This window comes from Halobaculum sp. XH14 (assembly GCF_032116555.1).
In the GTDB taxonomy this organism is placed as follows: Archaea; Halobacteriota; Halobacteria; order Halobacteriales; family Haloferacaceae; genus Halorarum; species Halorarum halobium.
Map to the genome: position 1 here is coordinate 85050 of NZ_CP134949.1, position 23710 is coordinate 108759.

General features: G+C 70.6%; 17 protein-coding genes. 13 read left to right on the forward strand and 4 right to left on the reverse strand.

Annotated features, from left to right (window positions below; all coding sequences use genetic code 11):
- Positions 1-117 precede the first annotated feature (117 nt).
- Positions 118-2886 (reverse strand): alanine--tRNA ligase, encoded by a 2769-nt coding sequence (gene alaS, locus RJT50_RS00445; protein WP_313693048.1) that lies wholly within the window; start codon positions 2884-2886, stop codon positions 118-120.
- A gap of 145 nt (positions 2887-3031) precedes the next feature.
- Between alaS and RJT50_RS00450 the strand changes: the two genes are divergently transcribed.
- Together RJT50_RS00450 and RJT50_RS00455 are read left to right on the forward strand one after the other, a co-directional pair.
- Positions 3032-5785 (forward strand): GAF domain-containing protein, encoded by a 2754-nt coding sequence (locus RJT50_RS00450; RefSeq protein ID WP_313693050.1) that lies wholly within the window; start codon positions 3032-3034, stop codon positions 5783-5785.
- A gap of 130 nt (positions 5786-5915) precedes the next feature.
- Complete coding sequence (locus tag RJT50_RS00455; protein WP_313693051.1) at positions 5916-6458, forward strand: TspO/MBR family protein; 543 nt, start codon at positions 5916-5918, stop codon at positions 6456-6458.
- A gap of 11 nt (positions 6459-6469) precedes the next feature.
- Here the strand turns inward: RJT50_RS00455 and RJT50_RS00460 are convergent, their stop codons facing one another.
- Positions 6470-7495 (reverse strand): threonine aldolase family protein, encoded by a 1026-nt coding sequence (locus tag RJT50_RS00460; RefSeq protein WP_313693052.1) that lies wholly within the window; start codon positions 7493-7495, stop codon positions 6470-6472.
- A 479-nt stretch (positions 7496-7974) separates the two neighbouring features.
- Between RJT50_RS00460 and RJT50_RS00465 the strand changes: the two genes are divergently transcribed.
- Positions 7975-8631, forward strand: coding sequence for an ArsR/SmtB family transcription factor (locus RJT50_RS00465; RefSeq protein ID WP_313693053.1), 657 nt, complete (start codon positions 7975-7977; stop codon positions 8629-8631).
- Between the two features lie 253 nt (positions 8632-8884).
- Here RJT50_RS00465 and RJT50_RS00470 read toward each other — a convergent pair whose 3' ends face one another.
- Positions 8885-9409, reverse strand: a complete 525-nt coding sequence (locus tag RJT50_RS00470) for a metallophosphoesterase (RefSeq protein ID WP_313693054.1) — start codon at positions 9407-9409, stop codon at positions 8885-8887.
- Between the two features lie 180 nt (positions 9410-9589).
- Here RJT50_RS00470 and RJT50_RS00475 point away from each other — a divergent pair, with 180 nt between their 5' ends.
- The 8 genes from RJT50_RS00475 (at position 9590) to RJT50_RS00510 (ending at position 16991) form a co-directional block, all read left to right on the forward strand.
- Positions 9590-10039 carry a DUF7344 domain-containing protein gene (locus tag RJT50_RS00475; protein ID WP_313693056.1) on the forward strand — a complete coding sequence of 150 codons (450 nt, stop codon included), beginning with the start codon at positions 9590-9592 and terminating at the stop codon, positions 10037-10039.
- The gene (locus RJT50_RS00480) at positions 10036-10383 is read left to right on the forward strand and encodes a HalOD1 output domain-containing protein (RefSeq protein ID WP_313693058.1); all 348 of its coding nucleotides are present in this window, start codon (positions 10036-10038) and stop codon (positions 10381-10383) included. The genes RJT50_RS00475 and RJT50_RS00480 overlap by 4 nt, the downstream gene beginning before the upstream one ends.
- Positions 10384-10461: 78 nt before the next feature.
- Positions 10462-11424: a cation diffusion facilitator family transporter gene (locus tag RJT50_RS00485; protein WP_313693059.1), complete on the forward strand. Its 963-nt coding sequence runs from the start codon at positions 10462-10464 to the stop codon at positions 11422-11424.
- Positions 11425-11494: 70 nt separating this feature from the next.
- The gene (locus tag RJT50_RS00490) at positions 11495-12079 is read left to right on the forward strand and encodes a magnesium transporter (protein ID WP_313693061.1); all 585 of its coding nucleotides are present in this window, start codon (positions 11495-11497) and stop codon (positions 12077-12079) included.
- 43 nt (positions 12080-12122) lie between these two features.
- Positions 12123-12683: a magnesium transporter gene (locus RJT50_RS00495; protein WP_313693062.1), complete on the forward strand. Its 561-nt coding sequence runs from the start codon at positions 12123-12125 to the stop codon at positions 12681-12683.
- 161 nt (positions 12684-12844) lie between these two features.
- Entirely contained in the window at positions 12845-13876 is a 1032-nt protein-coding gene (endA, locus tag RJT50_RS00500) for a tRNA-intron lyase (RefSeq protein ID WP_313693063.1), read from the forward strand.
- Complete coding sequence (locus tag RJT50_RS00505) at positions 13873-15489, forward strand: tryptophan--tRNA ligase (protein ID WP_313693064.1); 1617 nt, start codon at positions 13873-13875, stop codon at positions 15487-15489. The genes endA and RJT50_RS00505 overlap by 4 nt, the downstream gene beginning before the upstream one ends.
- 98 nt (positions 15490-15587) lie before the next feature.
- Positions 15588-16991: an MATE family efflux transporter gene (locus tag RJT50_RS00510; RefSeq protein ID WP_313693066.1), complete on the forward strand. Its 1404-nt coding sequence runs from the start codon at positions 15588-15590 to the stop codon at positions 16989-16991.
- A 63-nt stretch (positions 16992-17054) separates the two neighbouring features.
- Here RJT50_RS00510 and uvrB read toward each other — a convergent pair whose 3' ends face one another.
- Complete coding sequence (uvrB, locus tag RJT50_RS00515) at positions 17055-19124, reverse strand: excinuclease ABC subunit UvrB (RefSeq protein WP_313693069.1); 2070 nt, start codon at positions 19122-19124, stop codon at positions 17055-17057.
- A 1100-nt stretch (positions 19125-20224) separates the two neighbouring features.
- On the opposite strand from uvrB, the gene pheS reads away from it, so the two are divergent.
- Positions 20225-21790 (forward strand): phenylalanine--tRNA ligase subunit alpha, encoded by a 1566-nt coding sequence (gene pheS, locus RJT50_RS00520; RefSeq protein ID WP_313693071.1) that lies wholly within the window; start codon positions 20225-20227, stop codon positions 21788-21790.
- On the forward strand, positions 21790-23577 hold the full coding sequence (gene pheT / locus RJT50_RS00525; RefSeq protein WP_313693073.1) for a phenylalanine--tRNA ligase subunit beta: 1788 nt from the start codon (positions 21790-21792) through the stop codon (positions 23575-23577). Before pheS ends, pheT begins: the two co-directional genes overlap by 1 nt.
- The last annotated feature ends 133 nt before the right edge of the window (positions 23578-23710 follow it).

Genomic DNA, 23710 nt, shown 5'->3' on the forward strand with positions numbered 1-23710 from the left:
CGGGGATGGGCAGGGGGCTCTGAAAAGTCGGCCGGGTCGGTGGCCACCTCGGGCGTCCACTTCACCGACGGCCGGTGTCGGCTCAGGCGTTCACTTCGACGGCGTACCGTTGCCGGCTCAGGCGTTCAGCACGGCCCGAAGGATCTCCGGCGCCGCATCCAGCGCGTCGGCGAGCGCGCCGACGTCGGGGCCGCCGCCCTGCGCGAAGTCCGGCGGGCCGCCGCCGCCGCCGCCCACGCGGCCGGCCAGTTCGCCGACGACCTCGCCGGCGTTCACCCCCACGTCGTCCGGGACGCCGACGACGAACGTCGCCGCGCCGCCCGCGCCCGACCCGAGCACTGCGATGCGGCCGTCCGCGACGAGCGCGTTCGCGGCCGCCCGCAGTTCGTCCGAGTCGGCGTCCATCCGCTCGACGATGGCGGGTGTACCGTCTATCTCGGCGGCGGGTTCGGCCGTCTCGATGCGCAGATTCGCCAGTTCCTCCTGCAGTCGGTCGATGGTCTTGCCGCGGTCCTTCCACTCGGTGAAGAACCGCTCGGCCGTCTCCGGCACGTCCTGCGGGTCGACGTCGAGAACCGCGGCCGCGTCGTACAGCGCGTCCTCGGTCCGGTGGGTCGCGTCGACCGCTGCCTCGCCGGCGGCGAAGACGATGCGCTCGACGCCGTCCTGCACCGGCTCGGTCTTGAGCACCTTGATGAGGCCGATGTCGCCGGTCCTGGCGACGTGGGTGCCGCCGCAGGCCTGCACGTCGTCGCCGACGGTGATGACCCGGATCTGCTCGCCCGGCGGGATGCCGCCCTGGTAGAGGTCGAAGCCGTACTCGGACTGGGCGTCGTGGCGGTCGGGCCACTCCTGCTTGACCGAGCTGTTCTCCCGGACGAGGTCGTTGGCGACGCGTTCGATCTCCTCGACCTCCTCGCGCGAGATGCGGTCGTAGTGGGCGACGTCGAGCCGGGAGGAGTCGAGCCCCTTCTGGGCGCCCGCCTGCCGGACGTGCTCGCCCAGCACCTCGCGGGCGGCGTAGCCGACGACGTGGGTCGCCGTGTGGTGGGCCATCAGCCGGCGGCGGCGCTCGCCGTCGACCTGGCCGCGGACGAACTCGCCCTTGCCGGGGTCCGCGTCGGTCCGGTGGAGGATGACGCCGTCCCTGATCTGGACGTCGTCGACCTCGGCGGTGAGGTCGTCGGTCGAGAGCGTCCCGCGGTCGGCGGGCTGACCCCCGCCCTCGGGGTAGAACATCGTCTGGTCGAGCACGACGTCGTAGCCGTCCTCGCGCTCGAACACGTCGAGGACGACCGCCTCGAACTCCGTGCGGTCCTGATCGTCGTAGTAGAGCCGCTCGGTCTCCGGGAGGTCCGCGAGGCGCTCGTCGCTCCCGGCCCCCTCGCTCGCCGCGTCGACGGCGTCGTGGCGGGCGGCGACGAGCCCGTAGAAGTCGTCGGGCACCCGCACGGTCGCGCCGCGCTCCTCGGCGATCTCCCGTACCATGTCGGGCTGGATGCCGTGGGAGTCGTACAGTTCGATGAGTTCCTCGACCGGAATCGACTCGTCCGTGCCGGCGTGCTCGTCGGCGAGCGCCTCGACCTTCCGGCCGCCGCGCTCGAGCGTCTCGCGGTACTTCTCGACCTCGGTACGGACGATGTCGCGGATGGTGTCCCGGTTCCGGTAGCCGAGGCGGTCGGCCTGCATGTCGACGAGTTCGTCGAGCGGGGCGTCGACGCCGACGGTGTCGACGAGCCGCTTCGTCCGGCGGAGCACCATCCGGGCGAGATAGCCCGTGCCGACATTCGAGGGGACGATCTCGTCGCCGAACATGTACGCGAGCGTCCGGCAGTGGTCCGCGATGGCGTAGATGTCCTCCAGCGGACGGAGCAGGTCGGTGAGCCGCTCGGTCCCCACGTCGAGCTTGTCGGCGATGTTGTCGCGGGCGGCCTCGACGTCCTCGGCCTCGTCGATGTCGAGGTGGCCCGAGAGCTTCGACGCGCGGTGGACGAGCGTCTCCTCCGCCTCGGTGAGTTCGATCCCGGCGTTCTCCTTCAGGAACGAGATCATGTCCGGGTAGACGGCCTCGTACACCGTCGGGGTGCCCTGGCTCATCCAGGTCCACCGCTCCAGCCCGTAGCCGGTGTCGACGATGTACGTGTCCATCTTCGAGTACGTGTTCCCGTCCTTCATCTCGAACTCGCCGTCGGGGTCCTGCTCCATCGACATGAAGACGAGCGTGGCGAGTTCCGCGCCCTTGTAGATGACCTCGATGGCGGGGCCGGCGTTGCCGCCGCCGACCCACGGGTCCTCGATGTAGGTGATCTCCGCGAGGTCCGCGCCCATCGACTCGAAGAAGCCGTCGCAGTAGCGGACCGTCTCGTCCTTCCAGTACACCTCGCCCGAGTAGGCGTACTTGTCGCCGACCTCCTCGCGGGCGTTGAACGCGTGGTGGGCCATCATCTCGAACGCCATCGTGTGCCGGCCCGTCTTGCCGACGTTGTCGATGTCCTGCATCCGGATGCACGGCTGGCTGATACAGAGCGGGTTCGCCGGCGGCGGCGTCCGCCCGGAGGTGACGAGCGGCTGGAAGTCGTAGATGGATGCCTGCGTCAGGAGGACGTCGTCCCGCCAGCGGTTCGCCGCGACCGGGTACGGCTCGATCCGCTCGTGGTCGTTGTCCTCGAAGTACGAGAGGAACGCCTCGCGCATCTCCTCGAGGCTGTACGCCTCGTCGAAGCCGGGGTCGTCGATGAAGGAGTAGTCCTCGCACGGCGGTTCGCCGCACAGCTTCCGCTCGGGGTCGCGGGTCCAGAAGTGGTCCCCGCAGGAGGAACACTCGCGTCGGTGGAACCCCTCCTCCTCGAAGTAGTCGAGGCGGTATTCCCCAGTGAGGTCGCTCATTACGCCTCACTACCCCCGTCACCGTGCAAAAGGGTTCCGGGCCGGCGACGGCGCCGCCCGACGCCGTTCACGGGCCGGGAGCCCCCTCACCGACATTCTTAAATTCCCGTTCGCTAACAATGGGTCCGACTGTCCGGTGGACCACATGACACCGTCGCTCAGGCACCTCGTCGTCGCCGGCGACGACGCCGCAGACGTGGCTGCGGGGCTCTCCGACGCGGGGAGCGACTCGGTCGAGGCCGTGGCCCTCTCGGAGCTACGGGGGCGGATCCGGTCGGGGTCGACCGACTCCCCGCCGCCCGACGCGGTGGTCCTCTCGAACGCTGCCGAGCCGGACGAGGAGACGCTCGACGCGCTCGACGTCGCCGGCGTCCCCGTCGTCGTCATCGGCGCGGAGCCGCCGCCGTACGCCGACGGGTTCGTCCCGACGGACGACCCGGCGACATTGCTCCTGGAACTGTCCCACGCGGTCGCCGGCGAGACGCGGCTCCAGTTGCGCGAGAGCCGAAACCGCATCACCCGACTGCACGATGGAGCGGCCGAAATCGCCGCCTCCCGGAGCTTCGACGAGCTGTTCGAGCGCGCGAGCGACGTCGCCGAGCGGGTGCTCTCGTTCGACCACAGTTGGCTCGGCGTACACGAGGGCGACCGGCTCGTCGCCCGCTTCCGGATCGGCGACCCCGACCCGGTGCGGGACGGCATCGACGTCGACGAGGGGCTCGCGGGCGTGACGTTCCGGGAGAACGAGTCGATCCTGGTCGAGGACGCCGACGAGCACGGCGGGGTACGGGATCCGGACGGGTTCGGGTCGTTCGTCAGCGTGCCGGTCGGCGACGTCGGCGTGTTCCAGGCCGCGTCGTCCCGACGGGGCGGCTTCGACGGGGAGGACCTCGAACTCGCCGAGCTGTTCGCAACCCACGTCGCACAGGCCCACGGCCGCATCCAGGCCGAGACCGACCTCCGGGAGCGCCAGCGGACGGTGACCGAACTCCACCGCGCCGCTCCCGGCCTCATCGACGCCGACAGCGAGGAGGCGCTGTTCGAGCTCACCGTCGACATCGCGGAGAAGGTGCTCGCGTTCGACCGGTCGTACCTCCTCGTGGCGCTGCCTGACGGCGACGGCTTCGAGACGGTCGCGACCACCGACCCGGACGCCCCCGACCGAGCACCCAACGCCGGCGTCCTCGGCAAGACGTACGAGGAGGACCGGACGTTCCTCGTCGACGCGGTCGCGGACCACCCCCACGCGCGGCCCGACCGGGACGGCCCACAGAGCGCCATCAGCGTCCCGTTCGGCGACGACGCGGTGTTTCAGGTCATCGCCGAGCGGGAGGGCGCGTTCGACGAGGCCGACCGCGAACTCGCCGAACTGCTCGTCTCGCACGCGACTGCGACGCGCGAGCGGGTCCGCTCGGAGTCGGCGCTCCGGGAGTCCCGCCGAACCATCGAACGGCTCCACGAGGCGGCCACCGAGATCTCCCTGGCCGAAACCGAGGACGCCGTGCTCGACCGGGCCATCGACGCCGCCGAGGGCGTGCTCTCGTTCGACAGGTGTACCATCAGCCTGCTCGACGAGACGGGCGAGATGCTCGTGCCGGCGGCCGAACCCGAGAGCGCGGACCCGGACGCCTCCCGCGCGATGCACGTCTCGGAGGGCGTGACGGGACGGACGTTCCGGACGGGCGAGTCGGTCCTGATCGAGGACGTCGCCGACAGCGAGGACGCATCGCCCGCCAAGCCGGAGTACCGCTCCGGGGTGAGCGTGCCGATCGGTGACCTCGGCACCTGTCAGGCGGTGGCGACGCGGCCGAACGCGTTCGACGAGACGGACCTCGAACTCGCCGAACTGCTGATGTCACACGTCGCGGTCGCGCTGGAGCGCGTCCGTGCCGAGGGGGACCTCCGCGCCGAGCGGGACCGGCTCTCCGCGCTGTTCGAGAACGTCCCCGACGCCGCCATCTCGTTCGAGATGGTCGACGGCCAGCCCATCGTGCAGGAGGTCAACAGCGCCTTCGAGGACGTGTTCGGCTACGACGAGGCGGACGTCCTCGGCCGGGACGTCGACGAGTTCATCGTTCCCGACGAGGGCGACCTGAAGCGGGAGGCCGCGGAGCTGAACAGGCGACTCAAGCAGGGGGACAACGTGAGGCGGGAGACCCGGCGGCTGACCGCCGACGGCGTGAGGGACTTCCTGATGTACGTGGTCCCGCTCGAACTCGACACCGAGAACCTCGGCGGCTACGCCATCCTCTCGGACATCACCGAGCGGAAGGAGCGCGAACGGGCGCTCGAGCGGCAGAACGAACGGCTCGAGGAGTTCGCCTCGGTCGTGAGCCACGACCTCCGGAACCCGCTCTCGGTCGCGGAGGGCTACCTCGACCTGGCGCGAGAGACGGGCGACGACGAGCACATCGACACCGTCGCGGACGCCCTCGATCGGATGCGGGGACTCATCGACGACCTGCTGACGCTCGCCCGGGAGGGCCGGGTCGTCGGCGACACGGAGGCCGCCGAACTGGCGGCCGTCGCGGACGTCGCCTGGCGGCACGTCGACACCGACGAGGCGACGCTGGCGGTCGAGGAGGACTGCGTCGTCGAGGCCGACCCGGACCGCCTCTCGGAACTGCTGGAGAACCTGTTTCGCAACGCGGTCGAGCACGGCGACCCCGACGTCGCCGTCCGCGTCGAGTGCACCGAGGCCGGCTTCGCCGTCGAGGACGACGGGGACGGCATCCCGGAGGCCGACCGCGAGACGGTGTTCGAGCCGGGCGTCACCACCTCCCAGGACGGTACCGGGTTCGGGCTCGCCATCGTCCGCAGGGTCGCGGAGGCCCACGGCTGGTCGGTCGAACTCACGGAGTCGTCGTCGGGCGGCGCGCGGTTCGAGTTCTCGACGTGAGGCCGCCAGCGACCGGGTGGCGCCTGGCGCGTCCGAGCCGCAGCGAGGAGCGCCCCGACCACCCCAGAGGGTGTTCTGATGGCTGCACGGGTGGCCCACGCTTAAGCCGAACGCGACCGTCCCTTCGACCGTGTCGACCGCAGCCAGCGGCGGGGCCGCGGGGCGGCTGGGATCCCGGCTCGGCCTCGTCGCGCTCGTCGTCCTCGTCAACGCGCTCGGCGCGGCGCCGGCGCTGCTCGCCGGCCCGGACACCGCCTGGTTCGCCGCGCTGGCGAAGCCGGGGCTCTACCCGCCGCCGGTCGTCTTCGGCGTCGTCTGGACGCTCCTGTTCACTCTGCAGGCGGTCGCGCTGTGGCTCGTCGTCCGCGGCGGCTCCGGTCGGACCGGGGACGGTGACGCCGGCGTTCGAGGCTGGGGTCGCCCCCGGCGCGTCGCGGTCGCGGCGTTCCTCGTCCAGTTCGCCGTCAACCTGGCCTGGACGCCGACGTTCTTCGGACTTCAGCGGCTGCTGGGCGGCCTGGTGGTCATTCTGGTGCTGTTCGGACTGGCGCTCCTCACGGCCGGCGCGTTCGCGCGGGTCGACCGCCGGGCGGCGCTGCTGCTGGTGCCGTACCTCGCGTGGGTCGCGTTCGCGGCCGTGCTGAACTACCGGTTCTGGGCGCTGAACGCCTGACCGGTCGCCCGTCAGGCCGACTCGACCGCGTCCGCGATGCGGTCGAGCGCCGTTTCCACGTCCTCGCCGTCGACGTCGAGGTGGGTGCAGAGCCGGCAGGTGTGCTCGCCGAACGGGGAGAAGGAGACGTCACGCGCCTTGCAGGCCGTCGAGAGTTCCTCGCCGGTGAGTCCCGCGCCCCCGCTATTGACCATCACGATGTTCGTGTCCGGCGTCGGCGCCGAGAGCCCCTCGATGGCGTTCAGGCCCTCGGCGAGTCGCCGCGCGTGCTCGTGGTCCTCGGCGAGGCGGTCGACGTTGTCCAGCGACTCCAGTCCCGGCGCGGCGATGATTCCCGCCTGCCGCATCGCGCCGCCGAACAGCTTCCGGATCCGGCGCGCCCGGTCGACGAACGCCGCCTCGCCCGCCAGAACCGACCCGACGGGCGCGCCCAGCCCCTTCGAGAGACAGAACAGCACCGAGTCGACGTGTTCGGTCATCGCGGCCGGGTCCTCCTCGAGCGCGACGCAGGCGTTCAGGAACCGGGCGCCGTCGAGGTGGACCGGCACGTCGCGCTCGTGGGCCGCCGCGGCCGCCGCGTCGAGGTGCTTCTTCGGGACCGCGACGCCGCCCCGGGAGTTGTGGGTGTTCTCGAGACAGAGCAGCCCCGTGCCGGGGCGGTGGAGGTCCTCGGCGACGTACCCGGCTTCGACCTGCTCGGGCGTCGGGACGCAGCGCTCGCCGCAGTCGAGGATACGCGGCTGGACGCCCGAGAGCTGCGGGATGCCGCCGAGTTCCCACTTGTACACGTGGGCCTGCTCGTCGCAGAGCAGTTCCTGGCCCCGGTCGGTGTGGGTCCGGATGGCGATCTGGTTGCCCATCGTCCCGGAGGGGACGAACAGGGCGGCCTCCATCCCGGCGAGGTCGGCCGCGCGCGCCTCGAGTTCGTTGACGGACGGGTCGTCACGGTACACGTCGTCGCCGACGGGCGCGTCCGCCGCGGCCCGCCGCATCGCGTCGCTCGGCTTCGTGACGGTGTCCGAACGGAGATCGATCATCGGGTGACAGTCGTCGTTCGCGCGGAAATATCGCGCGGTCCCCGGGCGATGTTGCTCCTTCGTCGCCGCTACTGTCCCACCGCCCGACCGTCCACCGGCCCTTACGCCCAACTGCCCACTAGCCCATACGCCCGACCGGCCACCTGCCAGCGTCCGCCGGACTACCCACGGCGGCACGAGCGGTAGTCGGGGGAGCGGCGCTCGGCCGAGTTCCCGCAGGGGGAGGGAATGGAAGGGGCCGCGGCTCTCGGGGAACCCCGGACCCGTAAGCACCGCAGGAGCGACCGCAGGAAGCGGCGAGGAGCACAGCGCGGTCCGCGGGAGCCGAGAGCCGCGGGGGCTTCCGAGGCGGTCCGAACGGGGCGGGTGGCTGCTCCAGGTACGGTGATACAGGAGACGACTGATGACACACGGGGAAACCGACCGGACCACACGCACCACGAGAAGGCTTACGTTGGCTCCCCCAATACCCCGACTCGATGGCCGACATCCTGCCCTCCACCCCCGACCTCGGGAGCCCCGAGGAACGCGAGCCGCGGGTGCTCGGCGTCGACGCCGACGACGCCGACGACGTGCTCGCCGCACTCTCCTCCGAGACCGCGAGGACCGTCCTCGCGACGCTGCACAGCGACCCCGGCAACGCCAGCGACGTCGCCGAGCGCGCCGACACCAGCCTCCAGAACGCACAGTACCACCTGAAGCGGCTCCGCGAGGCCGGCCTCGTCGAGGTCGGCGGCACCGCCTACTCCGAGAAGGGCCGCGAGATGGACGTCTACCGGCCCGCCGACCGCGCGCTCGTGCTCGTCGCCGGGCGCGAGGAGGACACCCGCGGGCTGAAGGGGACGCTCAAGCGCCTGCTCGGCGGCGTCGGCGTCGTCGGGCTGCTCGCGGTGCTCATCGAGACGGCCCTCGAGGGGCCGTTCGCCCCGCCGCTCCCGTTCGGAACGGCCGCGAGCGGCTCCGCCGACGCTGGCGGGGAGTACCAGATGACGGCCGAGTCGACGGATATCGCCGCCTCCGCCGGGCCGACCCTGCTGGAGCAGGTCGCGGCCTCGCCGGGCGCGCTGTTCTTCCTCGGGGGCGTACTCGCGCTCGCGCTGGCCGTCGGGTACGTCTACTGGCGACGGAGCCGCTGAGTCGGGGGCTCACCGCGAGCTGTGACGACCGCGGGACCCGCGGTCGACGGGTGCGTGTGTGACTAAAAGCGCCGTTTGACATTACCGTGGGTATATGCTGTGAGCGGCAGTACGGGTGAGTACGGTCCCCCGACGCTTCGGCCCTCCAACCCGGTCCCCGCTGAACCCCCCGCTCCGCCCGAACGGACGGCACCCGTTTCGAGACGCTCTCTTGTGGAGGACCCTCGCCGGTCCACACCGACCATCGTTCGTCCTACTCGCGGTCGGGCGACACCGTGAACCGCCGGAACGGTTCCCCGTCCGTCGTCACCAGTCGCCCGACCAGCCCCTCCGCCGCCGGGTCGGCTTCCAGTTCGGCGTGTGCGGCGCGGTTCCCCCGCGGCTGGGCGTGGCTCCCCGGGTTCAACAGCGGGACGTCGCCGGAGTCGTCGAACTCCGGGCGGTGGCTGTGGCCGAACACGACCAGGTCCGCGTCCCGCTCGCGGCCGAACAGCGCCAGCCCGGTCGCGCCGCTCCGACTGCGGTGCCGGACGGCGACCGTGACGCCCTCGTAGGCGACGACCCGGTCGGTCGGGAGCCGGTCCCGCACGGCCGCGTCGTCGTTGTTGCCGACGACGCCCGACAGCGAGTCGTTCTCGTCGAGGAAGGCGTCGAGCACCGGTTCGCGGTAGAAGTCGCCGGCGTGGATCACGCGGTCGGCCTCGCGGACCGCCGCCAGCGTCCGTCCGCGGAGGCGATGGCCGTCCGTGCCGTGGGTGTCGGAGACGACGGTGAGCACGTCCGACCGTACGGGTGCCGACACCTGAACGGTTCGGTCCGGCGGCCGGTCGTGCCGCGGCGACCCGCCGTCCGGAACCCGCAGCCATCCCACAGCCAGACGACAGCGACGGCGCAGGAACGTATTTGTACCACGGATTCTGGGCCGTACAATTATACGCGCCGACGCCTAGCCGAGCGTATGGCAGAGGAGTCACGCGACGGCGGGGAGACGGACGCGTCCGGACCGAGCGGTCCGCGTGAGACCATCAACCAGGGAATGCTGGACCTGGAACACGTGTGCGAGACGCTCGCTCACTCGCGCCGTCGCTACCTCATCTACTCGCTGAAGGAGGACACCGAGTGGTCGCTGCGGGAACTCGCAACCAGGGTCGCCGCGTGGGAGGACGACGTCCCCGAGGCGGCCGTGAGCGAGGCGCGCCGCGACCGGGTGTACGTCTCCCTGTATCACACGCACGTGCCGAAGTTGCGGGACGAGGGGGTCGTCGCGTGGGACCCGGGGACGGAGACGATCACGGCCGGCGAGCACGCCGAGCAGGTGCTGGCCGCGCTCGCCGGGATGGGCGCGAGCCTCGACGCCAGCCAGGAGGCCCACGCGCGCACCATCGACGGTCCGGGGGTCGAGGAATGACGAGTCCGGCCGACGAGTGGACCGCCGACGGGGGAGAGTCCCTGGACGAGTCGGACGGGACCTTGCGGGAACTCACGCAGGCACACTACGACCCGGCGACGAACGGGGAGCTCTCGACGGCCATCGTCTACGCCGTCGCCGAGGCCGCGGGCGTCGAGGCGACCGAACTCAGGTCGCCCCTGCTGTACGACGCGGTCGACGTGGCCGCACTGGAGAGCGCGCTTTTCGGCCCGAACACGGACGGGCACTCCCGACGGGGCGTCGAGACGGTCGAGTTCGAGTTCGACGGGTACCTCGTCCGCGTCCGCAGCGACGGCTGGATCACGGTGCTGGAACCGGGATGAGTCCGGCGCGGACCGAATCCCCCCGGCGGCCCGACCGGTCCACCCAAAGATAAGTTCGGGGCGGGCGAGTGTCCGGCAATGGCCGGGAGCAAGTCCGTCGTCATCGCCGCGCTGTTCGCCAACGGCGCGATCGCAGTCACGAAGTTCGTCGGCTACCTGCTGACCGGAAGCCCGTCGATGCTCTCGGAGACGTACCACTCCGTCTCGGACACCGGGAACCAGGTGTTCCTGCTCATCGGCATCCGCTACTCGGCCCAGGAGGCGAACCGGACGCACCCGTTCGGCTACGGCAAGGCGCAGTTCTTCTACGCGTTCCTCGTCTCCGTGCTGCTGTTCGGCATCGCCGGCTGGGAGTCGCTGAACCACGGCTGGAACGCCCTCACCGGGGGCGGGCACGGTGCCGAGCAGGCCGACGTCGTCATCGCCGGCGTGAACCTCACCGAACTGCTGCCCGTGGAGGCGTTCTGGGTCAACGTCGTCGTCCTCGTCGGCGCCATCCTGTTCGAGACGTACGCGTTCTGGAAGGCGTACCAGGAGCTGAACCGCCAGACGGAGCTGTACGGCTGGTCCGGCTTCAGGGAGGCGTTCCGGAAGACGAGCGACGTGACGACGCTCACCGCGTTCACCGAGGACGCGGTGGCGCTGGGCGGGGCGATCATCGCGCTCGTCGGCATCAGCCTGACCCGATACACGGGTAACGGCGCGTACGACGCCGCGTCCGCGGTGATCATCGGCCTGTTGCTGATGGGGTTCGCGCTCGCGCTCGCCTGGGAAAACAAGCGCCTGCTGGTCGGCGAGTCGCTCCCCGAGGACGTCGAAGCCGAACTCCGGGCGGCGGTCTCGGGGAACGGTCGCGTGACCGACCTCCGGGAGCTCCGGACGATGTTCATCGGGGCGAACGAGGCGCTCGTGACCGTGACCGTCGGCTTCGACGACGACATGGTCACCGACGAGGTCGAGGCGGAGATCGAGCGGATCGAGCGGGCGCTGCGGGAGCGGGACGAGCGGGTGAAGCTGGTCTACGTCGAACCGGAGCGGTAACTCGGCGCCCGAGGGCGCGTGCGAACTCCCGACACGCCCGACTTTTCCCGTCCCGGCCTGATGGGCCCCCATGGGAATCGGGGAGACGGCGCGGGCGGCCTACCGGGACGCGCTGCCCGCGCTGTCGGGCAGCCTCGTCGGCGGGCTGCTCGCGGGCGTCGTCCTCGGCGGGATGCGCGCGGAGTTCCGCGCCGTTCCGGGCCTCCTCGTCCTCGTCCCCGCGCTGCTCGCGACCCGCGGGAACGTCTACGGCAGCTTCGGCGCGCGGCTCTCGACCGGGCTCCACCAGGGGCTCGTCGAACCGCGCGTTTCCCCCGGCGACGAGCGGCTGCGCGGGGCCGTCGCCGCCGCGCTCTCGAACGGCGTCGGCGTGGCCGCCTTCGCCGCGGTGGCGGCGTTCCTCGCGCTCCGACTGCTCGGCGAGCCGGTCGCGCCGCTCGGGACGCTCGTGCTGATCGCGGTGCTCGCGGGGCTGCTCTCGGGCGCCGCGCTCGCCGCCGTCGTCATCGTCGTCGTCTTCGCGGGCTACCGGCGCGGGCTCGACCCCGACACGCTCGTCGGGCCGCTGGTGACGACGACCGGCGACGTGTTCGGCACGCTGTTCCTCCTCGTCGCGGTGCGGGCGACGCTGGCGCTCGTGGGGGGTGGCGGATGACCGCGGCCCGGCGGTGCCGACCGGACGCCAGCGGAGGTGACCGATGACCGAGGAGTGGACCGTCCGGCGCATCTCGCGGGCGATGGTGCCGCTGCTGCTCGTGCTCACGGTCGTGGAACTCGGCTCCGGGCTGGTGCTGAGCGCGTTCGAGGAGCGCCTGCTGTCGGCCCCGTCGCTGCTCGTCCTCCTCCCGGTGACCATCGGCACCGCCGGGAACCTCGGGTCGGTGCTCGCCTCCCGGCTCTCGACGGCGTTCCACCTCGGCACGCTGTCGTTCTCGCCGACCGACGACGACCTGGCCGGCAACGCGCTTGCGACGGTCGCGCTCGCGCTGACGCTGTTCCCGGCCGTGGGGCTCGGCGCGTGGGCGCTGGCCGGGCTCACCGGCTCGACCGCGCTCCCGCCCGGGACCGTCCTCCTGATCGCGGTGAGTTCGGGCGTCACGCTCGCCGTGCTGGCGGTGGCGGTGACGCTGACGGCGACGTACGCGGCCTACCGGCTCTCGCTCGACCCGGACGACGTGGTCATCCCCGTCGTGACGAACGTCTGTGACGTGCTCGGCGTGCTGGTGCTGTTCGCGGCCGTGCTGGCGTTCGCGCCGTAGGACCGTCGTCGGTCCCGCGGCGACGCGACGAAACTACACGCCGCCGCCGGAACCGCACGCATCGCCGGACCTGCACGTGCCACCGACGGCGACTGCCGGGGACCTGAATCGTTCACACGCGACCGCAGCCCCTAAACCCGGACCGCCCCCCACACCAGACGATGGACGGCACGCTCCGCGACGACGTCGTGGTCGTCTCCGGCGACGCCCGCCAGCGGTTCCACGACGCGCGCGGCTACGGCCGGGCGCGCGGCCCCGACGTGACGCTGGCCCGGATCGAAGCGGCACACCTGCTGTACCGCGGCGACCTCGAGACGGTCGACGGGATGGCGTTCCGCGAGTTCTTCACCCGCTCGGTCGAGCGCGGGGAGCGGTTCGCCGCCCGGTTTCTCACCTACGCCGACCTGCGCGAGCGCGGCTTCTACGTCGCGCCCGACCGCGACCGCTGGCCCGGCGAGAGCGCCGACCCGCTCCCGGACCTCACCGTGTTCGAACGGGGCGAGAAACCCGGCGGCGACGTGGCCTACCGGGTTCGCGTGGTCGGCGAGCGTGAGGAGCTTCCGGCCCGCGACCTCGCCGGCCTGACCCTCGCGGTCGTCGACGAGGAGAGCGAGGTGACGTACTTCGCGTGCGAGGCCGGCGGCGGCTTCGACGGCGACACCGAGTACGACCTCCCCGATTCGCTCGACTCGGACCTGCTGGAGGACCGCGTCGTCTGCTGGGACCCGCCGGGGTCGCTGTACGGGTCGGCGTTCTACGGCCAGCCCGTCGCCGGCCGGGACGCCGCCGTCGTGGCGGGGCTCCAGCTCTCCTTGCTCGAAGCCGCCGACCTCGCTGAACGCGGGACCCTCTCGCTCGACGCGGACGCCGTGATCGAGCGCGGCCGGAAGGTCGAGGGCGACCGGTTCGACCGCCGGCTGACCGTCTACCGGCGCCTGCGCGACCGGGGCGTCGTCCCCAAGACGGGCTACAAGTTCGGCGCGGACTTCCGCACGTACGACGCCGTCGAGTCGGTCGAGGCGCTCCCGCACTCGGAGGCGCTGGTCCGTGTCGTCGCGCCCGACCACCGGTTCCACCCGCGGGACCTCGCGCTCGACGTGCGACTGGCCGGCGGCGTGCGGAAGCGAATGGTTTTTGCGCTGGCCGGCGACGACTCGGTCGCGTACCTGACGGTCGCACGACTCACCCCATGACGAGCGACGATTCCGCCCCCGACGGGGGCACGACCGGCGAGGAACAGGGCGGCGCGAGTGACGACGGCGGCGTCGCGCTCGACCCCTGGGGCTCGGCGACCGTCGGCGACTACCGGAACCTGTTCGAGGAGTTCGGCATCGAGGAGTTCGACGAGATCATCGACCGCGTGCCCGACCCCCACTACCTCATGCGCCGGGGGGTCATCTTCGGCCACCGGGGGTACGACGCCGTCGCCGACGCGATGCGAAAGGGCGACGAGGTCGCTGCCCTCTCGGGGTTCATGCCGACCGGCGACCCGCACATCGGGCACAAGCTGGTGTTCGACGAACTGATCTACCACCAGGAGCACGGCGCGGACACCTACGGGCTCATCGCGGACCTGGAGGCCCACTCGGCCCGCGGGATGACCTGGGCGGAGATCGACGAGCACGCGCGGGACTACCTGCTCTCGCTCATCGCGCTCGGCTTCGACGCCGAGGCGGGGACGCTGTACCGCCAGTCCACCAACCGGGAGCTCCAGGACCTCGCGTTCGAACTCGGCGCGAAGGCCAGGTTCGCGGAGTTCGAGGGCATCTACGGCTTCGACGGCGGCACCTCCGTCTCGCACATGCAGTCGGTCGTCACCCAGATGGCCGACATCCTCTACCCGCAACTGGTGGACGGGCCGAAGCCGACCGTGATCCCGGTCGGCCCGGACCAGGACCCGCACGTCCGCTTCTCGCGGGACATCGCCGCGCGGATGCGCTACTTCAGGGTGACCGAGGCGTTCGCCAGCTTCGAGCTGACCGACGCCCAGCGCCGCGTCGTGGCGGTCGCGTACGACGACCGCGAGGCGTACGCCGCGGACCCGGAGACGCCCAGATGTGAGGAGGCCGCCGAGTACCTCCGGAACGCTCGCGGCGACGACGCGTCGGACGTCGGCGCGGCCGACGAGGTCGTGGACGCGACGATCGGGAAGCTGGCGAACGGCGGGAAGGAGCCGCTCCGCCCCCGGCTCCGCTTCCTCGACCGCAACGCGACCGACGGGGCGTTCGAGGCGCTGATCGACGCGGTCCCGGGCGAGAAGCGCGTCTTCGAGGCCCACGTCGACGCGTTCGAGATGGACCGCGCGGCCGCCGAGGAGCTCGCCCGCGAGGTCGAACTCGACCACGACGGCTACGGGTTCGTCGCGCCCTCGTCCATCTATCACCGGTTCATGACCGGCCTGACGGGCGGGAAGATGTCCTCCTCGGATCCCGCGTCCCACATCTCGCTGCTCGACGACCCCGAGGACGGTTACGACAAGGTGAAGGCCGCGACCACCGGCGGCCGCGAGACGGCCGAGAAGCAGCGCGAACTCGGCGGAAGGGCGGACGAGTGCCCCGTCTACGAGCTGTACGCCTACCTGCTGGCCGGCGACGACGACGAGTTCGCCGAGGCGGTGTACGAGGAATGCGTCGGCGGCGAGCGCCTCTGTGGCGACTGCAAGGAGCAGGCCGCCGGGCTGATGCGCGAGTTCCTCGCGGAGCACCAGGAGAAACGCGAAGAGGCCGAGGAACTGCTCGCGGACTTGGACGTCGACCTCGACGTCGACGCGAGCAGGCGCGGCGTCGCGCCGAGCGCCGAGGAGTAGTCGGGACGGACGACTCCGGCACGAAATGTGAACCCGCTAACGTGTGGGACGGACCGACAACACTTTATTGTTGGTCTTTGAGTGGCGAATGATTCGGGATGCTCGACGTCTCATCGGAGGACATCACCGAGGGCTCGCTGGGGAAAGCCCTCGCGTACCTCTCGATACCGATCGTCGCCCAGCAGCTCGCGCTCGTCGCACAGCAGGTGATCGACGTGTTCTGGATCGGCCGGCTGAGCGGCGACGCCGTCGCGGCGGTCGGGCTCGTGATGCCGGTTCTTGGCATCTTCGCGGCCGGCACCATGGCCGTCTTTCTGGGGAGCCAGATCGTCGTCTCCCAGCGGATCGGCTCGGGCGACGTCCCCGGGTCGCGCCGCGCCGCCTTCCACGGGCTCGTCGGCGCGGGCGCGGTGGGGGTGACGCTCGCGGCCGTCACGAATGCCGTCGCGCTCGACATCACACGGCTGTTCGACCCCGGCGAGACCGTCGCCTCGCTCGCCGCGATCTATCTGGGGACGATGGTCTTTTCCTACACGATCAGCGGGATGAGCGACGCGATGGAGGCCGCGTTCGTCGGGTCGGGCGACTCGCGGACGCCGCTCGTCGTGAACCTCGTCGCCGTCGTCGTCAACGTCGTGCTCGACCCGTTCCTGATGTTCGGCTGGTGGCGCTTCGACGCCTACGGCATCGCCGGCGCGGCCTACGCGACGCTCGTCGCCTACGCGGTCGGACTCGCCATCGCGCTCGCGGTCGCCGTCTCCGGGCGCGGCGGGTTCACGCTGACGCGCGATGCGGTCGGCATCGAGGCGACCGAGTTCCGTGAACTCGTCGACGTCGGCGGCCCGAAGGCCGCCCAGGAGAGCGCGCGGCAGGTCGCCAGGCTCGTCATGGTTGCCGTCATCTCGACCACCGGCGGCGGCGCGGCGCTGGCGGCCTACACCGTCGGCGCGCGGATCTCGACGGTCGCGTTCGTCCCGGCGGCCGCGGTCGGCTCCGCCGGGACGACGCTCGTCGGCCAGAACCTGGGAGCCGACCGGCCCGAACGAGCGACCCGGGCGACCTGGCTCGGCGTCGGCGTCGGCGCGATCGGCGTCGGCGTGCTGGGGATCGTTCAGTGGTTCGTCCCGGGCTTGCTCGCCGAGGTGTTCGTGCCCGGAATCTCGGGCGAGACGCTGGCGTACACGGTTGCGTACCTCCAGATCCTCGCGCTCGGCTACTGGGCGCTCGGGGCGATCTACACCGTCGAGGCCGGCTTCAACGGCGCCGGTAAGACGAAAATCTCGATGTACTCCACGATGCTCCAGTACTGGGCGGTCCGCGTCCCGGTGGCCGCTGTCCTCGCGTTCGCGCTGAGCTTCGGCGCGCTGGGGGCGTTCTGGGCGGTCACGCTCTCGAACGCCGTCGCCGCGGTCGGCCTCTGTGCGTACTTCCGCTACACGACGGACGGCGGGATGCTCGACCGCGCTGCGGCGGCCGCGACCGGCTCGGACGCGGCGAACTGAGCGGTAGGGAAGGGGTGAACGGACCGCCTGCTCGGCAACCGATCGGGCGGCCCGATGGCCATTCTAGAACCTGTCGTCCTCGATTCCGGGGTCGGGCGGGGCGATCCCCTCCTCCTCGCGCGCCAGGTCGTACTCGGCCCGCAGTTTCTGGACCCGGTCCCGGATGTCGGCCGCGAGTTCGAACTCCAGGTTGTTCGCGGCCTCCTGCATGCGCTCCTCGAGCGCCTGGATGCGCGCCTGGGCTTCCTCCCCGTCGGCGACGTCCTCGCCCGCGATTCCGGAGGTGTCGGTCTTCGAGCCGGGGAGGTTCGTCTCGCCGATCTCCTTCTCGATCGTTCGGGGCTCGTAGCCGTGCTCCTCGTTGAACTCGCGCTGGATCCGACGGCGGCGTTGCGTCTCCTCGATCGCCGCCGACATGGAGTCGGTCGTGTCGTCGGCGTAGAGGACGACCTCGCCACGGACGTTCCGCGCGGCCCGACCCATCGTCTGGACGAGCGTCGTCTCCGAGCGGAGGAATCCCTCCTGGTCGGCGTCGAGGATGGCGACGAGGCTCACCTCGGGGATGTCCAACCCCTCCCGGAGGAGGTTGATGCCGACGAGCACGTCGATGTCGCCGAGGCGGAGCGACCGGACGAGTTCGTGTCGTTCGAGCGTGTCCGTCTCGTCGTGCATGTACGCGACGTCGACGCCGGCCTCCTCGAGGTACTCCGTGAGGTCCTCCGCCATCCGCTTGGTGAGCGTCGTGACGAGCGTGCGCTCCTCGCGCTCGATGCGCTCGTCGATGCGGTCCATCAGGTCGTCGACCTGTCCCGTCGCGGAGGTGACCTCGACCTCGGGGTCCACGAGGTGGGTCGGGCGGACGATCTGCTCGACGACCTGCTCGGAGTGCTCGCGCTCGTAGTCGCCCGGCGTCGCGGAGACGTAGAGGGTCCGATCGGTCTTCTCCTCGAACTCCTCGAAGGTGAGCGGCCGGTTGTCGTAGGCGGTCGGGAGCCGGAATCCGTTCTCGACGAGCGAGTCCTTCCGCGACTTGTCGCCCGCGAACTGGCCCTTGATCTGCGGGATCGTCTGGTGTGACTCGTCGATCACCGTGAGGAAGTCGTCCGGGAAGTAGTCCAGCAGGGTGTAGGGCGCGTCGCCCGACTCGCGGTTCGAGAGGTGGACCGAGTAGTTCTCGATGCCCGAGCAGTAGCCCGCCTCCCGAAGCATCTCCAGGTCGAACGTGGTGCGCTCCTCGATGCGCTGGGCGGCGACGAGGTCGCCGTCGCGCTCGAACTTCCGGACGCGTTTCTCCATCAGGTCCTCGATCTCCGCCATGGCAGCCTCCAGGCGCTGCTCGGGGATGGAGTAGTGCTCCGCCGGGTGGATCATCACGGCCGGCTCCTGGGACTGGACCTCGCCCTGCATCGGGTCGACTTTCGTCATCCGGTCGATCTCGTCGCCCCAGAGCTCGACGCGGACGGCGTAGCGGCCGTACATCGGGAAGACCTCGACCGTGTCGCCCCGGACACGGAACGTACCCTGCTGGAAGTCCACGTCGTTGCGCTCGTAGTTCAGGTCCACCAGCCTGGCGAGGAGCTCGTCCCTGCCGATCTCCTCGCCGACCGCGAGTTCCAGCGACATCTCGCGGTAGTTGGCCGGATCGCCCAGCCCGTAGATTGCCGAGACCGAGGCGACGACGATGACGTCGTCGCGGGTGAGCAGCGATCGGGTGGCCGAGTGGCGCAGCCGGTCGATCTCCTCGTTCAGCGACATTTCCTTGTCGATGTACGTGTCCGTCTGCTCGACGTACGCTTCCGGCTGGTAGTAGTCGTAGTAGGAGACGAAGTACTCGACGGCGTTGTCCGGGAAGAGGTTCTTGAACTCCTCGTACAGCTGTGCGGCGAGGGTCTTGTTGTGCGCGAGGACGAGCATCGGCCGGTCGAGCCCCTCGGTGACCCACGAGACGGTGTTCGTCTTCCCCGATCCGGTCACGCCGAGCAGCGTCTGCTTGTCCATGCCCTGCCGGTATCCCTCCACCAGTTGTTCGATGGCCTCCGGCTGGTCGCCCGCCGGGTCGAACGGCGCGTCGACGCGGAGGGGACGGTCCAGCCCCGGACGGTCCGGCGACAGCGGCCCCTGCGATTCGCTCATTGACGGGGGCAGGGGCCCGAGTCACTTGACGGACGCGGTTGGGGTGGCTGACAGGCGGCACGGGTGGCCGGGTCATCGGCTCGAAGCCGAGGCCGACCCGGGGTCCGCTCGGACCCGCTGGCGGGGCGGTGTGCCGCGCGACCGCGTTTCGCCCCGCGACATCGGTCACGTCACGGGGCGTCTGGTGCCGGTATCACTGATAAAATTTCGCCGATGCAACTGACTAGCCACCTGGCGCGCGACCGCTCGTGCGAGGCTCACGCGAGCGGAGTCGTTCGAAAATCGAAGAGTTTCGTGATGCTGTCGGATTTCGACGGAATCCGACCGCTGACGGGAAACCGTCGGTTTCCCGTACTGACGAAAGACGCCCTGGCGTCTTTCGAACCACGAGGGTGAGTTCCGAGGAGCTCGCTCCGAGGTAAGACGAGCACCGGAGGACTGAGCGAAGCGAAGGAGCGAAGAGCACAGGAGGCTGGGGAGGGTGAGGCGCGGTGCGGTGGGTGGGACTGAAAGGGGCCGCGGCGTTCACGGGCGCTTGCGCCCGTGAATTCGGGAGAGCGTGCTCTCCCGTAAGTCGGCGCAGGCGCGGACCGACAAGCACCGCGGGCGAGCGAGCGAAGCGAGTGAGACGAGGAGCACAGCGGCCGCACCGAGCCGAGCGCCGCGGGGCCTTTCGAGGTGTGTACCACACCGACCTAACCAATCCTCGATCCGACAGCCGAGAGGGATTTCGAGGCAGCTTGCCAGCCGGACATAACCACCCAGAACAACCGAAATCATCCACCCGGAACCACGCGAACCCACGCAACGTTTTTGTCCGAACACGCCACAGCACCCGACATGGCACGAGAACCCGCCATCGACCGCACCGTCCCGCAGCCGACGACCGGCGGGTTCGCCTTCTTTTTCCGCCGCGCCTGAGCGGCGGACCCGAGCGGCCCCGGGAGGGACCGCGACGCGAAACCGTTCGGTTCGGCACGCGGTTCGGAGCGGCGACGTTCCCCGAACCGACGACCATCGGAACGTGCGGCGTCGCTCGCCCGCGCGAACCACACAACAGAACGCCTATCGGACGACACGCCACACACCAACCCAAGACCATGCCACGCTCACCTGCGGAGGTCGCGCTGCTGGAGGCCGCCAGCGCGACCGACGCGAAGACCGTCGAACAGCTCGCCGCGGAGACCGACTTGAAGCCGGAGACGGTCACCCGCGCCGCCTTCGAACTCCGGGACGAGGGGCTCGTCGCCGTCGAGGAGGCGACCGAGACGACCGCGACGGTCACCGAGGAGGGACGACGGTACGCCGCGGACGGGCTGCCCGAGGTCCGGCTCTACCGGGCCGCGGTCGACGCCGGAGCCGACGATGACCCCGTCTCGATGGGGCAAGTCATCGGTGCGTCGGGGCTCGAGGGGCCGGAAGTCGACATCGCGCTCTCGAACTATTCGCGGAAGGGGTACGGCGAGATCGACGCCGGGAACGTCACCGCCTCGGCGGACGCGCCGGTTCGGACCGCCGAGGACAAGGAGAAGACCACCCTCGAACTGCTCGCGGGGAACGCCGACGACGGCGACGAAGTTCCCGAGTGGGAGGCTGACGTGATCGAGCAACTCGACCGCCGCGGGCTCGTCGAGGTGTCCGAACGGACCGTCCGCTCGGTGACGCTCACCGACGAGGGCGTGACGGCGCTGATGGAGGGCGTCGAGGCCGCCGAGACCGCCGACCGCCTGACGCCCGAGCTGCTGACGTCGGGCGAGTGGGAGGACGCCGAGTTCTCGGCGTACAACGTCGAGGCCGACGCGCCCGAGATCGAGGGCGGTCGGAAACACGTCCTCCGCGGGATGGCCGACCGCGTGACGGACGTGCTCGTCGGCATGGGGTTCCGCGAGATGGACGGCCCGCACGCCGACGCGGACTTCTGGATCAACGACTGCCTGTTCATGCCCCAGGACCACCCGGCACGGACCCACTGGGACCGCTTCGCACTCGACGTGCCGCCGGTGCGCGAACTGCCCGAGCAACTGGTCGACCGCGTCGAGGCCGCCCACCGCGAGGGCGTCGGCGAGGACGGCGACGGCTACCACTCGCCGTGGTCCGAGGAGTTCGCGCGGGCGATCGCGCTGCGGGGCCACACCACCTCGCTGTCGATGCGTTACCTCTCGGGGTACGCGGACGCCGACTTCGGCGGCGAAGGGGGGCCGCCTCAGCGCACCGACATCGAGCCGCCACAGCGGTACTTCTCCGTCGAGAAGGTGTACCGCAACGACACCCTCGACGCCACGCACCTGCTGGAGTTCTTCCAGATCGAGGGGTGGGTGATGGCCGAGACCCTCTCGGTCCGGGACCTGATGGGCACCTTCGAGGAGTTCTACCGGCAGTTCGGCATCGAGGACGTCCGGTTCAAGCCCCACTACAACCCATACACGGAGCCGAGCTTCGAGCTGTTCGGCACCCACCCCGAGACGGGCGAGGAGATCGAGATCGGCAACTCGGGGATGTTCCGCGACGAGGTGCTGGACACGCTCGGGGTCGACTGCGACGTGATGGCCTGGGGGCTCGCGCTCGAACGGCTCGCCATGCTCACGACCGGGGCCGAAGACATCCGCGACCTGCACGGCACGCTCGCGGACATCGAGTTCCTGCGGACCGCGGAGGTGACCTACTGATGCCCGTCGTCGACATCGACACGGACGAACTGCGCGAACTGACCGGCCACGACGAGAAGACCGACGGGGAGTTCGAGGAGGACCTGTTCGCGCTCGGCCTCGAGTTCGAGGGCGAGACCGACGAGGGCGACCTGCAGTTCGAGTTCGGGCCGGACCGGCTCGACCGCCTGTCGGTCGAGGGCGTCGCACGGTCGCTCCGCTACCAGTACGGCGACGCCCGCGGCGTCCACGTCCCCGACCCGAACGACGCGGACTGGACCATCGAGGTGGACGAGTCGGTGCCCGACGAGCGCCCGTTCGTCACCGGCGCGGTCGTCCGCGGCCTCGACCTCGACGAGTCGGCGCTCGACTCGCTCATCCAGCTCCAGGAGAAGCTGCACGCGACGATGGGCCGCGAGCGCGCCAAGGGCGCCATCGGCATCCACGACCTCACGATGCTGAAGGGCGGCCGGCTCTCGCAGGAGTCCGAGAGCTCCGGAACCGCCGAGGGGCCGGCCTCGAAGATCCAGGGGACGCCAAACACCATCACCTACCGTGGGGTCGACCCGGACGGCGACCGGTTCGTCCCGCTGGACTCGAACGCGGAACGCACGCCCGCCGAAGTGCTGGAAGAGCACCCGGTCGGGGGGAAGTACGCCGACCTCGTCGCGGACCTGGATCGCTACCCGGCGATCTACGACGAACTCGGCCTGTTCTCGTTCCCGCCGGTCATCAACGGCCGCCGGACCGAGGTGTCGACCGACTCGCGGGACCTGTTCGTCGAACTCACCGGCACCGACCAGTGGACCATCGACCGGATGTGCGTCATCATCTGCTACGCGCTCGCCGCCCGCGGCGGGACGCTGGAGGAGGTCGAGGTCGTCTACGACGACGGCGCGACCCACCCCGACGAGTACGGGCCGGAACTGATCCGACCGAACCTCGAGACCGACGAGAAGTCGGTGAGCCACGAGCGCATCGAGTCGACCCTCGGCGTCGAACTCGACCGTGACGAGGTGGTCGACCTGTTCGAGCGCTCGGGGCTGGACGCCGCATACAGCCTGGGAGAGGAGGCGACGACATACGACGTGACGGTGCCGCCGTACCGCGTCGACGTGCTCCACCCGCTCGACCTCATCGACGACGTGGGGCGGGCGTACGGCTTCAACTCGCTCGACCCGACCTACCCCGACATCGGCACCATCGGCGGCCGTCACGAGCGCTCGCGGCTGGAGGACGCCGTGCGGACGAGCCTCGTCGGCCTGGGCTTTCAGGACACCCTGAACTTCCACATGACGAGCGCCGCCGAGAACTACGACCGGATGGGCGTCGAGGAGGGGAGCGACGTCCTCGGCGCCGGCGAGCGCGCCGAGATCACCAGCCCGTACAGCGAGGAGTACACCCAGCTTCGGACCTGGGCGCTCCCCTCGCTCGCGCAGGTGCTGGAGAACAACACCCACCGGCCCTACCCGCAGGACCTCGCGGAGGTCGGCTTCGTCGCCCGCCGCGACGACGAGGCGAACACCCGGGTCGCCGAATCGCGCCACGTCGCCGCCGCACTCGCACGGACGGACGCCTCCTACGAGGACGCGAAGGCCCGCCTGCAGGCGCTGTGTGACGACTTCGACGCCGCCCTGGAGACGCCCGCGACCGACCACCCGAGCTTCATTTCGGGTCGAGTCGCCGCGGTCGTCGTGAACGGGGACGCCGTCGGCGTCGTGGGGGAACTCCACCCCGCCGTGCTGGTCGAACACGACATGGAGGTTCCCGTGGCCGCGTTCGAGTTCGACCTCTCCGCGTTAGCCTGACCGTTCGGCCCCCGTCGGGGCGTTTCGCCGGCGTCGATCCCGGGAAACAGGCGGGACCCACCGTCGGAGCCGGCGTCGCTCGCTCCAGTTTCCCCCCGGAGCCGCGCGCTCGTGAAGCGGCGTCACGTCACCC

Coding starts and splice junctions, on each gene's coding strand:
- RJT50_RS00465 (WP_313693053.1), top strand. CDS start 7,975: ATGGCCGACATCCTGCCCTCCACCCCCGACCTCGGGAGCCCCGAGGAA.
- endA (WP_313693063.1), top strand. CDS start 12,845: ATGGACGGCACGCTCCGCGACGACGTCGTGGTCGTCTCCGGCGACGCC.
- RJT50_RS00495 (WP_313693062.1), top strand. CDS start 12,123: ATGACCGAGGAGTGGACCGTCCGGCGCATCTCGCGGGCGATGGTGCCG.
- RJT50_RS00490 (WP_313693061.1), top strand. CDS start 11,495: ATGGGAATCGGGGAGACGGCGCGGGCGGCCTACCGGGACGCGCTGCCC.
- uvrB (WP_313693069.1), bottom strand. CDS start 19,124: ATGAGCGAATCGCAGGGGCCGCTGTCGCCGGACCGTCCGGGGCTGGAC.
- RJT50_RS00460 (WP_313693052.1), bottom strand. CDS start 7,495: ATGATCGATCTCCGTTCGGACACCGTCACGAAGCCGAGCGACGCGATG.
- RJT50_RS00485 (WP_313693059.1), top strand. CDS start 10,462: ATGGCCGGGAGCAAGTCCGTCGTCATCGCCGCGCTGTTCGCCAACGGC.
- RJT50_RS00510 (WP_313693066.1), top strand. CDS start 15,588: ATGCTCGACGTCTCATCGGAGGACATCACCGAGGGCTCGCTGGGGAAA.
- pheT (WP_313693073.1), top strand. CDS start 21,790: ATGCCCGTCGTCGACATCGACACGGACGAACTGCGCGAACTGACCGGC.
- RJT50_RS00450 (WP_313693050.1), top strand. CDS start 3,032: ATGACACCGTCGCTCAGGCACCTCGTCGTCGCCGGCGACGACGCCGCA.
- RJT50_RS00475 (WP_313693056.1), top strand. CDS start 9,590: ATGGCAGAGGAGTCACGCGACGGCGGGGAGACGGACGCGTCCGGACCG.
- RJT50_RS00480 (WP_313693058.1), top strand. CDS start 10,036: ATGACGAGTCCGGCCGACGAGTGGACCGCCGACGGGGGAGAGTCCCTG.
- alaS (WP_313693048.1), bottom strand. CDS start 2,886: ATGAGCGACCTCACTGGGGAATACCGCCTCGACTACTTCGAGGAGGAG.
- pheS (WP_313693071.1), top strand. CDS start 20,225: ATGCCACGCTCACCTGCGGAGGTCGCGCTGCTGGAGGCCGCCAGCGCG.
- RJT50_RS00505 (WP_313693064.1), top strand. CDS start 13,873: ATGACGAGCGACGATTCCGCCCCCGACGGGGGCACGACCGGCGAGGAA.